The following is a 14,758-nucleotide window of genomic DNA, read 5'->3' as shown; positions in this document are numbered from 1 at the left end:
TCTCCCCCTACCAAAACAAGAGAACCGTTTACGATTCCTCCTCCAAGTACTCTGTTCAATTCTTCCAGTCCTGTGGAAAATCTTGTCTCATCAGCCGTTTTTACTTCTAAAATACTTGTAGGCACCACAGCAGTCCGTCCTCCGGACTGTTTTCTGGCGCCTACCGTTACTTTTTCTTCACAGAACGTATTCCAGGATCTGCAACCCGGACACTGTCCCATCCATTTTGCTGACTCAAATCCACATTCCCGGCAAAAAAAGATCTGTTTTTCTTTTGCCATATAAACTCCTAGTCAAATGCTTTTCTGACGTCTACCTTTACTTCTCTGCCCGGTTCAAGATCTACACTGATGCTTAACTTGCCACCGAGATTTGTTTTATTCTTTCCTACATATATATCATCAATATGAATCTTGTAATCTGTTTCCGGTTCCAGCTCCAGTGTAATAGATGAGGTCTCTGTTCCTTCTACTATAAATGATACATCTTCTTCTGATGAACGGAAGCCATGTACCGCCGTACCCGGTACTGATTCATATACAAACATACCATTCTTCTCAAGTTTGGTGATCTCATTGAAAGTCTTGATCTTATAGATATCACCTTTATATTCAATACCATCTTTCTTTGTCTTTGTTGCTAATTCATAATTTCCGAAATCCAGTGAATCGGACTCTATGTTAATTAAATCGTTGATTACTGACATTTTTATCCTCCTGTACATTATACTCATGCCATACCCGGCACTTTTATAATCTGATTATACAATAATGCTCCGGCTTTTGCCACACCAAATATAATCAGTTCACAATTATTTTATAGAATTGGAAGCAACTACTTTTCAGGTTCATTTTTTACTACAAACTTCACCTTATCGTTGCGCACAGTCACCTGAACGGTATCTCCCCGTTTGATCTCACCTTTTAAGACTGCTTCTGCAAGCTCATCTTCTATATTCGTCTGGATCGCACGTTTCAACGGTCTTGCTCCGTATTTCTTATCGTAGCCTTTCTCAAAGATCAGTTTCTTAACTGCATCTCCAAACTTCAACTGAATCTCCATCTGCGATGCAACACGTTGCTTTAATTCTTTTAATAGAAGATTCGAAATATTTCTTACATCATCCTCTGTCAGTGCACGGAATACGATAATGTCGTCAATACGGTTCAAGAACTCCGGCTTGAAGTTCTGTTTTACCTCATCCATAACATTCTTCTTCATATCTTCGTGCTCTGTATCTGCATTTGACGCGGTAACAAATCCAAGCTTCTTCGGATCAATAATCCTCTGTGCACCGGTATTAGATGTCATGATAATTATCGTGTTCTTAAAATCTACTTTTCTACCCTGAGAATCTGTAATATGTCCATCATCCAGTACCTGCAATAATATATTAAACACATCACTATGTGCCTTTTCTATCTCATCAAACAATATAACAGAGTACGGATTGGAACGGACCTTCTCGCTCAACTGTCCTCCTTCCTCAAAACCAACATAGCCCGGAGGCGACCCGATCAGCTTCGACACACTGTGTTTCTCCATGTACTCCGACATATCGACACGGATCAGCGCGTCCTCGCTGCCAAATACTGCTTCTGCAAGAGCTTTCGACAATTCAGTCTTACCTACGCCGGTAGGTCCAAGGAATAAGAACGAACCAACCGGACGTTTGGGATCTTTTAAGCCTACACGGCTTCTCTTGATCGCCTTTGCTACCGCATCAACTGCTTCATTCTGACCGACAACTCTCTTATGCAGCTCCTCTTCCAGACGTTCCAGACGTTTGGATTCCTGTTCGGTCAGTTTATTTACCGGAATCTTCGTCCATACAGATACAACATCCGCAATATCCTCTGCATCTACTACAACATTTTTCGCATTTTTATTCTGTTTCATTTTATCAAGCTTTGCTTCCAGCTTTCTCTGTTTCTTTAACAGCTCTGCCGCTTCATCGATACCTCCAGCCTCTAAAAGGTTCTCAAGATCATCGGAAAGCGCTTGTATCTCAAGCTCCAATGGCAGGGTCTTCTTTGCTTTTTTCCCGAATCCCAGACGTTTTCTGGAACAGGCTTCATCCATCAGATCAATAGCTTTATCCGGCAGGAAACGGTCACTGATATATCGAACCGATAATGATACCGCTGTTTCCAGTGCCTGATCACTGATCTCTACATGATGATGTTCCTCGTATGCAGGTCGAAGTCCCTTTAAGATCTCTACTGTTTCTTCATTGGTCGGTTCTTCCACATAGACCGGCTGAAATCTTCGCTCCAACGCTGCATCCTTTTCTATATATTTTCTGTATTCTGCACGCGTCGTCGCTCCGATCATCTGGATCTCTCCGCGCGATAAGGATGGTTTTAAGATATTAGATGCATCGATTGCTCCCTCTGCTCCACCGGCTCCGATGATCGTATGAAGCTCATCCACAAACAGAATGACATTTCCGGCATTTTTTACCTCTGCGATCACCTTCTTGATCCGTTCCTCAAATTCTCCACGGTACTTGGAACCCGCTACCATACTGGATAAATCTAATGACAGCAGTCGTTTATCCCGCACCGTATCCGGCACATCTCCTGCAGCGATCAGGTAAGCAATCCCCTCTGCTACCGCAGTCTTACCTACACCCGGTTCTCCAACCATACATGGGTTGTTCTTCATACGCCTGCTTAAAATCTGAAGCACACGCTCTATCTCTTTCTCTCTGCCTATAACTGGATCCAGATTGCCCATACGGGCATCCATCGTCATATCTCTGGAGAACTGGTCCAACGTCGGTGTTGCCGATGCCTTGGATTTATTCTTTCCCTTTTTAAGACTTACAAATTCTTTCTTTGCCGTACTGCCATCCACTCCGCATGCAGACATGATATCTACATATATTTTCTGGATATTTGCCTTTAATGACAGTATGATCTTTACCGCCGTACAATCCAGATGCTTCAAAACGGCAATCAGAAGATGTTCACTTCCTATCTCTGTACTTTCCAGACGTTTTGCCTCATTTCCCGCAAGCTCCAGGATTGACTCTGCGGATTTTGTATATTTGCTTTTTTCTGCACCAAAGGTTCCTCCGGCTAATGGTATCTGGCTTAAGATATTAATGATCGACTGTATCGTTACTCCATTTTCCCGCAAAACAACAAACGGCGCCGTATCACTGACAAAGGTAAGTGCCATCAGTAGATGTTCGCTTCCTATATAATTCTGTCCCAGCTTCTTGGATATCCGTTTAGCTTCTTTTAATATTTCCTGTAATTTTTCACTGTTTGGAAGTTTCAAATTATGTCACCTCTTTTTTCATAGTATATGACATTTTCTGTCCTACTATCTTCTGTTATGATACAAAAGTCCCCGGCTCCCATATATTAGTATGTTCCCCAGAGACTTTTTTCTTTCGTATATCTTTCAATAATAATTAACACTCATCAATCGCTTTACCGATATCATGACGCATATATTTATTCTCAAATGTGATCCACTCGGTTGCCTTGTATGCATTTGCACGGGCTTCATGAAGATCCTTTCCTGTAGCTGTTACTCCAAGTACACGACCGCCATTTGTTACAACTTTGCCGTCTTCAAACTTAGTTCCGGCATGGAATACATAGTATCCGTCCTTGTCTTTGAATGTCTCAAGGCCTGAGATCGGATAGCCTTTCTTATAGGAAACCGGATAACCGTCAGATGCAAGTACTACACATACAGCAGCGTTGTCTTCAAATTCAAGCTCTACCTGATCCAGTGTTCCGTCAATACAAGCCTCAAATACATCAATGATATCATTCTTCATTCTAGGAAGAACAACCTGCGCCTCCGGATCTCCAAATCTTGCATTATATTCCAGTACCTTTACGCCCTGTGGTGTGATCATAAGTCCGCAGAATAATACGCCCTTGAATTCTCTTCCCTCTGCCTTCATGGCTGCCATTGTAGGCTTGTATATATTCTCCATGCAGTAATCTGCGATCTCATCTGTATAGAATGGGCTTGGTGAAAATGTTCCCATTCCACCGGTATTCAACCCCTGATCACCGTCCTGTGCACGCTTATGATCCTGTGCAGAGGTCATTGGTTTGATCGTTGTACCATCACAGAATGCAAGAACAGACACCTCACGTCCTGTCATGAATTCCTCGATAACCATAGTATTTCCCGCATTTCCAAAATGCTTATCCAGCATGATCTCTTTTACGCCGGCTTTTGCTTCTTCCAGATCCTTACAGATTAGAACACCTTTACCAAGTGCCAGTCCATCTGCTTTTAATACGATCGGAAAGCTTGCCGTTTCAAGATATGCAAGTGCTGATTCTGCATCTGTAAAATTCTCATATGCGGCTGTAGGTATATTGTATTTTTTCATAAGATCCTTGGAAAATGCCTTTGAACCTTCGATGATCGCTGCATTTGCACGAGGACCGAATGCACGGATACCTGCCGCTTCAAATGTATCGACTGCACCGGCAACCAACGGGTCATCCGGAGCTACAACTGCAAGATCAATTGCTTCCTTCTTTGCGAAATCAACCAGTTTATCAAATTCCATAACACCGATATCCACACATTCTGCCAGTTCTGCAATACCTGCATTTCCCGGTGCACAATAGATCTTTGTTACTTTACTGCTCTTTGCAATACTTGTAATAATAGCATGCTCTCTTCCGCCGCCACCTACAACTAAAATCTTCATTTGTTTTCCTCCTGTCAGTCTTCTACAACTGTTATGCCGTCTTCGATCCGAACCTTTCCATGTGCGATCTTATCAATAGCAGCAGGTAGAATATTCCACTCTGCCTGCTCCATGACTCTCTGCTGAAGCACCTTCGGAGTATCTCCGTTTTGTACTGCAACCGCTTTCTGCATAATGATCGGACCAGTATCGGTTCCTTTATCTACAAAATGTACCGTAGCACCTACTACTTTTACACCTCTTTTTAACGCTGCCTCATGAACCTTGAGTCCATAATAGCCTGTGCCACAAAAAGCAGGGATCAGAGAAGGATGGATATTGATAATCCGATTCTCAAATACATCGATCACGCTCTCCGGAATAACTACAAGGTATCCCGCAAGTACGATCAGATCCGGATTCACTTCCTGTAAAGTCTTCAACAGGTTCTCATTAAATACTTCTCTTGTTTCAAAATCCTTTGGTGATACTACGATATCTTTTATACCTGCCTGTTTTGCACGTTCCAGTGCATAGGCATTTTTATTATTACTGATAACTGCTGCGATCTCGGTGTCTGTGATCTTTCCTGCTGCGATCGCATCAATGATCGCCTGCAAGTTCGTACCGCCACCGGAAACCAGAACTGCTATTCTTAGCATAAATCTACTCCCTTTTCACCGGCTACTACTGTACCGAGAACAAATGCCTTGTCTCCGGCACTCTCTATAGCTGCTATTGTCTTATCTGCATCTGCAGGATCTATTGCAAGGCACATACCAACACCCATGTTATATGTGTTGTACATCATATGCTCATCTATATCGCCCTTCTTTGCAAGGAGCTTGAATATAGCAGGCACTTCATATGAGTCCTTCTTCACCTGTGCACGAGCTCCGTCCGGAAGCATTCTTGGAATGTTCTCATAGAAACCGCCACCTGTAATATGGCTGCAACCCTTAATCATTACACCGGCATCCTTTACTGCCTTTAATGCTTTTACATAAATTCTTGTCGGAGCAAGAAGTGCTTCGCCAAGTGTTGTTCCGAGTTCATCATAATATGTACCCAGAGATTCCTTTGTCATCTCAAATACTTTACGAACCAATGAGAAACCATTGCTGTGTACACCGCTGGAAGCGATACCGATCAATGTATCTCCGGCTTTGATATTCTCTCCTGTGATAAGTTCATCCTTCTCTACGACACCTACAGCAAATCCCGCAAGGTCATACTCATTCTCCGGCATAAGTCCCGGATGCTCTGCTGTCTCACCGCCAACTAAAGCTGCACCGGACTGGTTACAGCCTTCTGCAACACCACTTACGATCGTAGCGATCTTTTCCGGATAATTCTTACCACATGCTATATAATCCAGGAAGAAAAGAGGTTCTCCACCAGAACATGCAATATCATTCACGCACATAGCCACAGCATCGATTCCGATCGTATCGTGCTTATCCATGATATATGCAAGCTGTACTTTTGTACCGCATCCATCTGTTCCAGACAGTAATACAGGCTCTTTCATCTCTTTGATCTTTGCAAGACTGAACGCACCAGCAAAACCTCCGATACCACCTAATACCTCTGGTCTCATGGTTGTCTTGATGTGCTTCTTCATAAGTTCTACTGACTTATATCCTGCCTCAATATCAACGCCGGCATTCTTGTAATCCATTGTAAAATCCTCCTGTTTTATCCATTATAAAGTGCATTTTCATGCCAATTGATTCTTATAAATTATACGGGATTAATTTCTGTTTGTAAAGAAGCCATTCTCACAAATATACCAGCCCAAAACAGGTCTCTGTTCGGCACAATTTTGTTCATCAGCAAAGCGTGTTTCTTTTTTTAAAAAAATACTATATAAATATCAAATATAATTTGATAATGATTCCCATTTATGGTAATATAATATCATATGCAGAGTAACTGTATTTTCATTAACAAGAGGTAGTTGTATGACAAATAATAGATTAAACATTGGATTATTCATATGTCATCTCGACAATGAATATGCAAATGAAATATGTAAAGGAGCTGAATACGCAGCGAAAGAGCTAGACGTGAATCTCATCGTCTTTCCGGGCATGTTTTTAAATGCTTCATTTAACGATCCTGAAAACGAAATTTATGATTATCAGTACAACTCTGTTTTTTATTATGCTAAAAAAGAAAATCTGGATGCCCTGATCGTGTCCGTTGGCACGATTGCATCTTTTATATCACAAAAAAGTATCGAAGCATTTTTGGATACCTTTAAGGATATTCCGATTCTTACTCTGGAATCTAAGGTTTCAGGTTATCCTTGTTTACAGACCGACAGTACTGCCGGTCTTCGAGATGCCATTGAACATCTGATTATTCATCACAACCGAAAGCATATCTGTTTTGTTGCCGGAAGAAAGACAAATGAAGATGCTCTGGAACGTTTGAATGTATACCGAACTACAATGAAAGCTCACAACATACCGGTCACCGAAGATATGATCGTATACGGTGATTATTCTGAATACAGCCGTGAGATTGTCGGTAAACTACTTGATGATAATCCGGATGCTGATGCAATTATTTTCTCTAACGATCAAATGGCTATCGGTGGCTATCAGGAATTGAAAAGCCGTAACATCCGAATCGGAGCTGATATCAGTGTAATCGGTTTTGACAACTCTCCCGGTTCCGTAACTATGGTTCCACCCCTTACAACCGTAAACGCGAACACCCCGGCATTGGGCTATCGTGCCGTTGGCAAGATAATTCAGGATATTAAGACAGGCGAATTCTGTTCTTCTGTCTTGGATTCCCACTTTGTAAAACGATTATCATGTGGGTGCATTCTGCATGAAAATACCGAACATATGCCGATTGACAATTTCTCTACTGTAACAGATATTCTGGAATACTGTGATGATTCTATTTTAGGCAACATTAAAAACAGCTTTTTTGGTACGATTGTTCTTGATCAGATCAACAGCATCTGGAAGGATATAATAGAAATTGCTATTTTACCAAAGGCAAAACCATATCCAAAGAATCTGATTGTAGACAAACTGATGACATTATTGTCATCTCCTGTCACAAGTTTCTTTTCAGTAACCAATATTGCATTTTCATTCCGTTGTTTTTCCAGTGTCATCATAGCATTAATCAACGATCCGGATAAACGGTCTGAATACTATCGGCTAAATTCTCATATTACAAGTGCTATCGCACAGTTTTTGTCAACTTCTTTGTACCAACAGGAACATGACAGCAAAACGGGATCATGGTCTTCAATCTATATTACAAGAGATACTCTTACATATGGAACCGATACAGCAAAAACCTTTTCATCTATGCTTGCTAAATTAAAAGACCTTGGATTTGCAGCATCTTATTTATATGCGTATGATGAGCCCGTCGCCATTCAACCGGACGGAAGCTGGAAAACGCCGGATACTTTGTATCTTCAAGCTTTTTACAATCCAAAACATACAGCTGTTTTATCAGGTGAAACACGTCGTATTGCATCTACCGATATCTTCGACAATGAATATACCGGTTTTGAAGATAGATTTACCGTTGTTATTGTTCCTATTTTTACAAATGAACAACATCATGGTCTGTTTGTATGCAATACAGATGTAAATCACTTTGGACACATTTATACAACTTCTCTTCATCTTGGGGCTTCTTTTAAATATTTATCACTTTTAAAAGAACAGATCCAGACAAAAGAACAATTAGTAATGTCCTTAAATGAGATCCATGAAAAAAATGAGCTGTTAAATCACCTGTCTACCTCCGATGAACTGACCGGAGTCAATAACAGACGTGGATTAATGGAAAAAGTAGAATACCTGATCAATAAACCTGCCAATCATGGACGTAAAGCAATGCTACTGTTTGCAGACATGGACAGCTTAAAGATCGTAAACGATAAATTCGGACACAACGATGGAGATTTTGCTTTAAAGAATATTGCAAATATCCTGATGACAAGTTTCCGGGCGAGTGACATTGTCGGTCGAATCGGCGGTGATGAGTTTGTATGTTTTGCTTTCATTGATGATCTTGATTTTCCTAAGACTGTACAGGCAAGGATTCAGGAATTGTCCAATGAATTAAATGAAACCTGTGGCAAACCATATTATATCGAAATGAGTGTCGGTGTATCGGAATTTTCCTGCGATCCGGATATCAAGATTGAGGATCTGTTAAGCCAGGCAGACAGCGCACTGTATTCAAATAAACGATATAAGCGAATGTCTGTTTTAAAATAATAAAATACGATACGAATACTAACTTCTTTATAAAAGCACAGATAAACGCTGTGAAATAAAATAAACCATATAAATGATAGTTTCTCTCCCATGTTCAGGATGATGAATCCACTCTCATTTATATGGTTTATTTTTTATTTTGCCTCTTTAAACGGCTCATTTAACATCTCTGTTCCCGGAAGAACAAATCTGCCATTTTCGATAATGGCAACTTTGGTTCCATCTGCATGAACCGAATAAATGCCTCCGATCTCATCATATGGTATCGTAATATCGGTATGGCAGTTAAAATATGCCTTGCTGATATCCGTCTTTCGAAGGATCGAGCACTCATTATCCTTTGCAACGATTTCCTTGCCGTCCGGATTATGAAGGATATTTTCTTCGCTCCAGCTATAGCAGGTATCACCGACTGCAAAATGCGGCCCCATCTTCTCTACGATCAGAATCGGCAGTTTATATACCATGTTATATTTATTTGCAAGTACATATGCGGTCGTATTTGTTCCGATTGCAAACTCTCCGATCGGCAGTGTCTCCCGTCCGCCCAGAAGATTGTCCTTTACAAATTTGATATTATCTTCTTCTCTGTCAAAGTTCTTGCAGGTATAGGTTCTGATCTTTCCATCTTCAAAGGTCAGCTTGAGATCGACATATTTCAGATCATTCAGATAGACCTCACTTACATTTAAAACTCCATGCGTTCCGGTAAGCTTCGGCGATGTAAAAACCTCGCCAAGAGGAATATTCACATCCGCCAGACAGTTCTCAAAATTTGTCTCTGTCTCCGGGTGCTCTAACACATGCAGCATTACCTTCATATCAGTCTGATTGCCATTCTGTCCAATCACATGTACCCATTCTGCCTGATCCAGCTCATCGATGATCGTCTGATGAATCGGACGATATGCATTACTCTCCAAATTGTTTATTCGAATGATCTGTTCAAATATCTCCTCATAATTATCTCCGATCTCAGGCATTGGATATGCGATGATCGTAAAGCTATACTCATCTCCCGGTATATATTCATTCACGATCTGTGACAGTTCATTGGTATATTCCACACCAAGCTCCTGCTGCTTCTTGCTAAGCGTAAGCTGTCCTGGCTTGCTTACCGGTTCAAACGGTGTCTCACCAAAGATCTCGATACACGCCGGTCCTGCATATACGGACGCCTCATATCTGTATTTCTCATAAGCGCCTCGCATTATCTCTAACTTTCGTTCCATCAGCTTACGATCAAGGAATAACGCCTGATCCATCTGATGATCGTAATCCATCTGCTTATTTACCGGAGTACCTACATAACCAATCCGGTTCATTCTGATCCGATTGATCCGGTTGGTATCATAACGGAAGCATAACGGTTCCAGCCCCATATCACGGAACTGGAGGATTGCAGCTTTTACGATACGCTCCATACCGATCGAATAGCGGATGTTTACATGCTTCTTTTTTGACATATCAATTCCGGCCGCTACAAAGCCCTGTCGAAACCCTTCTGTATAAGTCCGGGCGATCGACGCCACTTTTTCTGATGACATCCTGCGAAGAAACGCTTCCGTTTCCAATTCATTCTTTCCGATGTATTCGCCATATTCATATAAATAGCTGTTATCTCCGTCTTCACATTTCATGACAATATCTGTCGCAAAGGAAAGAATCGGATCCATCTTCTCACGCACACGATAATCCATGAAGAACTCCGCATAATCATGTTCAAAATAATAAATGGCATCTTTTACTGCTTTAACAGATGGAAAATCCTCAAAGATCCCATATACCTCCACAAACAATTCAAACCATACAGTAAGGTCTACAACTCTTCCTTCAAATGCTGCCGCGATCAGTCCATGGAATTCATAACAAAGGAATGTCAGGTAGTCAGCATACGAATATTCCCGCCACTCTGTATCTTCGATCTCATCCTCTGTTATCTTCTCACCAAACATCTGGCGGGTATATTCATAGTTGCAATAGCTTGTTCCATAATTTTCGGGTATAACATCCTGATAAAGTGCTGCATTTATCTGCTGTAATTCATCTGCTGTACAGCTCTCCGAAATGGGTATCCCACTTTTTACCTTTTCAATCACTTTATCTAACTGCAGTAAAAATTCTCCGGTCTTTACAAAATAATCCCGATACCGCATGTCCACTGTTTCCTCTTTTGTGATCGAACGGATCCGTTCAACCATCAATTCGTAACGGTCTTCGATATCTTCATATTCTGCTGTTATATCCTTATAATATGTCATTTATTGTCTCCCTTTATGTTTCCAAGTTGAATGTTCTTCCGGAACACCTCATCAATCACCTGATATAACGTCTCTGATCCCTCCGGTGTCCGCTTGTTTCTACCATACACCTGGTTCTCGAAAACGCCATGCTCTTTCCAGCCTTTTCCTCCAACGGCATCACCTAACATAACCGGCGCCAGATTATCCATTACATGTGCAAATTTAGCTTCCGGCGTCTGATACTCCTCAAATTCATCCCAGAGTCCACGAAGCTTCTTCGCCTGATCTTCCGGCAGGATATTAAATATCCGGTCAGCAGCCTTTAATTCCCGTTCTCTTTTTGTTGCATTTGCATTTTTATCATATGCATATGTATCACCTGCATCTATCTCGATCAGATCATGAACCAGCAGCATGGAAACTACTCTTAATACGTCAACCGGTTCATTTGAATATTCCGCCAGTAAGATTGCCATAAGTGCAATATGCCAGGAATGTTCTGCATCATCTTCTTTTCTGATTCCATCTGTCAGATACGTCTGTCTGACTACAAATTTACTCTTGTCTACTTCCAATATAAAATCCAGCTGTTTCCTTAATCTTTCGTCCATATACTACATCCCCTTAATAAAAAAGATACCCGCTATCACAAATACAACAATATTCAGGTAAACAGCCATTTTTTTAGATGTGACACCGCCTTCCTCAGAATGGTATCCGATTACGCCAAATACGATTCCTGTTAATGCCATCAAAAATGCACTGATCATCAATACACCATAGATACGTTCTACCGCACCTCTTGATATAATAGATTTGATCACGGACAGTACTGTAAAAACACCACCGAGTATTCCTAATATATACGAAATTGTTGTATCTCTTGAATTTCCGGAAGGAGCCATCCTGAAATCACTGTTTTTCAAACTCTTTTCTCCTTTTTCTGTCAAATCTTGCTAAAATATAATAAATAATATATCCAATCATACCGCCAAAGGTATTCATGATAATATCATCCACGTCAAACACCCCAAGTTTTGTTATCAACTGTACCAGTTCAATACTTAACGAAAACGCAAATGCCGCCAGAGTCGCTGTAAAAAATCCGGTCTTTTTACCTCTGACCCAGCGGATCAACATTCCAAATGGTACAAAAGCAAGAACATTTCCAACCAGATTCAACATCACGCTTGTGGTCGTCATATAACTTCTGTACTTTACGAAACGCTTAATCTCGAGAAACGGTGTCAGATTGTACCGCATCTCTTCATATCCATGTCCCCTTCCAAACATATCACTGAATATCAGAAAATAGACAATGGATATACTGTATAATATAAATAGCACCAGGCATAACACCCGTAGCTTTTTCTTATTTTCTATGCTCAATGCCAGCCTCCAGGTAATATTATTTCCTCATTTTTATTAACTGGGTAAGAAGTCTGTCTGCACACTCCTCTTTACTCATCTGTGGCAATTCAATATCCTCATCCTGTGTGATCAATGTCAGCACATTGGTATCTGTCCCAAATCCAGCCCCCGCTGTCTTTAAATTATTTGCTGCGACCATATCAATCTTCTTTTTTTCCAGCTTCTTTCTGGAATTCTCTAACAGATTCCGTGTCTCCATCGAAAATCCGCATATGATCTGTCCGGCAAGTCTGCTGTCCCCATTTGTCTTTCTTGCCTCTTCTCTCTGCATTCCAAGGAATGCAAGAATATCCTTTGTTCTTGTAAGCGGAATGCTCATATCAGCATCCGATTTCTTGATCTTGTTATCTGCTACCTCTGCCGGTCTATAATCAGCAACTGCGGCTGCCTTAATAATGATATCCTGATCAGCACTGGCTGCCGTTACAGCTTCATACATATCCTGTGCAGAAGTAACCGGAACCACTGTTACGAATTCCGGTGGTGTAATCGCTACCTTTCCTGTTACGAGGGTTACGTCTGCCCCACGGAGCATCGCCTGTCTCGCGATCGCATACCCCATTTTACCGGTTGAATGATTTGAGATAAAGCGAACCGGGTCGATTGCTTCCATCGTAGGACCTGCAGTAACAAGTACTTTTATTCCCTGCATATCTTTCTCTGCTGCAATATTTTTTAATATATAATCAACTAACAACTGCTCACTCGGGAGCTTTCCCTTGCCTGTATCTCCACAGGCAAGGTATCCGCTTGCCGACTCTATGATCTCATAGTCATAGGACTGCAGTTTTCTGATATTATCCTGAACGATCGGATTCTCTAACATATTCGTATTCATTGCAGGTGCGATCAGCTTCGGACATTTTGCTGCCATGATCGTAGTACTCAACATATCATCTGCAATGCCGCCTGCAATCTTCCCAATAATATTTGCCGATGCAGGAGCAACCATAAAGATATCTGCCCGTTTTGCAAGTGCAACATGCTCTACGTTAAACTGAAAATTACGATCAAAGGTATCCACCAGACACTTATTTCCTGTTAAGGTCTCAAATGTGATCGGATTGATAAAATTGGTCGCATTTTCTGTCATGATGACATTTACATCTGCATGCAGTTTTACAAGCATACTGGCAACATTTGCCATCTTATATGCTGCTATACTTCCTGTTACACCTAAAACAACGGTCTTATTCTTTAACATCATTTTCTCCATTCTGCATCGTATCATTGAAAATCATTCTGTCCGGAACGAATCCTGATACGGCTGTTATTTGTTCATATCAAGGATAAAGTTATCGATCAATCTTGCCTTGCCAAATCTGACTGCCATAGCACAAAGGACATGTCCCTCTACTATATCGATTGACTTCATAGTATCCATATCCACCATCTCAACATAATCAATATCTGCAAGTGGCTCTGATCCGATCAGGTCTTTCATTGCTGCTACAATCTTCTTCGCATCTCGCTCACCATCTTCGATCATTTTCTGTCCAAGCTTAACTGACTTGCTCAGTACAACTGCTGCCTGACGTTCTTCCGGCTTCAGATAAATATTTCTGGAACTCTTGGCAAGACCATCTGCCTCACGGATGATCGGACATCCAACGATCTCAATATCCATGTTCAAATCTGTAACCATACGCATAATGATCGCAAGCTGCTGTGCATCCTTCTGACCAAAATAAGCACGATCCGGCTGAACGATATTGAATAATTTATTTACAACTGTACATACACCTTTGAAATGTACCGGACGAGTCAGTCCGCATAATGCATCCGGAAGCCCTGTCATATTGACATAAGAACAAAATCCCGGCTTATACATTTCTTCCGGTTCCGGATGAAAGATCACATCTGCACCTGTTGTCTCGCATAACTTTGCATCTGCATCAAGATCTCTTGGATAACTCTCCAGATCCTCTGTTGGTCCAAACTGCATCGGATTGACAAATACAGATACAACGGTTCTGTCATTCTGTTCTACGGATTTCCTGATCAGACTCTGATGTCCCTCATGGAGATATCCCATTGTTGGTACAAGTCCAACACTTAAGCCTTCTTTCTTCCATGCCTTAACCTGACTTCTTACTTCATCTACTGTTTTTAAAATCTTCATTTCTGATTTCCAGTCCTTTCCT

The 14,758-nt window shown here is 41.2% G+C and carries 13 protein-coding genes (1 of these 13 running past the window's edge); 1 reads left to right on the top strand and 12 read right to left on the bottom strand.

Annotated features, from left to right (window positions below):
- From radA to purM, 6 genes are all read right to left on the bottom strand, one after another.
- A protein-coding gene (radA, locus tag GT641_RS01460; RefSeq protein ID WP_008403062.1) for a DNA repair protein RadA crosses the window boundary here: on the bottom strand, nt 1–281 show its beginning. Its footprint begins 1,072 nt before the window's first position; only the first 281 of its 1,353 coding nucleotides appear in the window; the start codon lies at nt 279–281; its stop codon lies beyond the left edge, outside the window.
- An 8-nt stretch (nt 282–289) separates the two neighbouring features.
- Nucleotides 290–706: a hypothetical protein gene (locus tag GT641_RS01455; RefSeq protein ID WP_021944051.1), complete on the bottom strand. Its 417-nt coding sequence runs from the start codon at nt 704–706 to the stop codon at nt 290–292.
- A gap of 128 nt (nt 707–834) precedes the next feature.
- Nucleotides 835–3,288, bottom strand: coding sequence for an ATP-dependent Clp protease ATP-binding subunit (locus GT641_RS01450; protein WP_161116663.1), 2,454 nt, complete (start codon nt 3,286–3,288; stop codon nt 835–837).
- 136 nt (nt 3,289–3,424) lie between these two features.
- Entirely contained in the window at nt 3,425–4,696 is a 1,272-nt protein-coding gene (gene purD, locus GT641_RS01445) for a phosphoribosylamine--glycine ligase (protein WP_008403065.1), read from the bottom strand.
- Between the two features lie 14 nt (nt 4,697–4,710).
- On the bottom strand, nt 4,711–5,337 hold the full coding sequence (gene purN / locus GT641_RS01440; protein ID WP_008403066.1) for a phosphoribosylglycinamide formyltransferase: 627 nt from the start codon (nt 5,335–5,337) through the stop codon (nt 4,711–4,713).
- Nucleotides 5,331–6,356 (bottom strand): phosphoribosylformylglycinamidine cyclo-ligase, encoded by a 1,026-nt coding sequence (gene purM / locus GT641_RS01435; protein WP_161116662.1) that lies wholly within the window; start codon nt 6,354–6,356, stop codon nt 5,331–5,333. The genes purN and purM overlap by 7 nt, the downstream gene beginning before the upstream one ends.
- Nucleotides 6,357–6,639: 283 nt before the next feature.
- Between purM and GT641_RS01430 the strand changes: the two genes are divergently transcribed.
- Entirely contained in the window at nt 6,640–8,940 is a 2,301-nt protein-coding gene (locus tag GT641_RS01430) for a GGDEF domain-containing protein (protein WP_161116661.1), read from the top strand.
- 134 nt (nt 8,941–9,074) lie between these two features.
- Here the strand turns inward: GT641_RS01430 and GT641_RS01425 are convergent, their stop codons facing one another.
- The 6 genes from GT641_RS01425 to panC form a co-directional block, all read right to left on the bottom strand.
- Nucleotides 9,075–11,201, bottom strand: a complete 2,127-nt coding sequence (locus GT641_RS01425; protein ID WP_161116660.1) for an aminopeptidase — start codon at nt 11,199–11,201, stop codon at nt 9,075–9,077.
- Nucleotides 11,198–11,794 (bottom strand): HD domain-containing protein, encoded by a 597-nt coding sequence (locus tag GT641_RS01420; protein WP_161116659.1) that lies wholly within the window; start codon nt 11,792–11,794, stop codon nt 11,198–11,200. The genes GT641_RS01425 and GT641_RS01420 overlap by 4 nt, the downstream gene beginning before the upstream one ends.
- 3 nt (nt 11,795–11,797) lie before the next feature.
- Complete coding sequence (locus GT641_RS01415) at nt 11,798–12,109, bottom strand: hypothetical protein (RefSeq protein WP_243143662.1); 312 nt, start codon at nt 12,107–12,109, stop codon at nt 11,798–11,800.
- Nucleotides 12,096–12,572, bottom strand: coding sequence for a VanZ family protein (locus GT641_RS01410; RefSeq protein WP_044946281.1), 477 nt, complete (start codon nt 12,570–12,572; stop codon nt 12,096–12,098). Before GT641_RS01410 ends, GT641_RS01415 begins: the two co-directional genes overlap by 14 nt.
- 19 nt (nt 12,573–12,591) lie before the next feature.
- Nucleotides 12,592–13,818, bottom strand: coding sequence for a bifunctional phosphopantothenoylcysteine decarboxylase/phosphopantothenate--cysteine ligase CoaBC (gene coaBC / locus GT641_RS01405; protein ID WP_161116658.1), 1,227 nt, complete (start codon nt 13,816–13,818; stop codon nt 12,592–12,594).
- A 66-nt stretch (nt 13,819–13,884) separates the two neighbouring features.
- Nucleotides 13,885–14,736, bottom strand: coding sequence for a pantoate--beta-alanine ligase (gene panC, locus GT641_RS01400; RefSeq protein WP_008403076.1), 852 nt, complete (start codon nt 14,734–14,736; stop codon nt 13,885–13,887).
- Nucleotides 14,737–14,758: the final 22 nt, after the last annotated feature.

This window comes from Clostridium sp. BIOML-A1, from assembly GCF_009874105.1.
Classification (GTDB): Bacteria; Bacillota; Clostridia; order Lachnospirales; family Lachnospiraceae; genus Coprococcus.
Note: the sequence above shows the minus strand (reverse complement) of the source record. Positions and strands in the feature narration are given on the sequence as shown.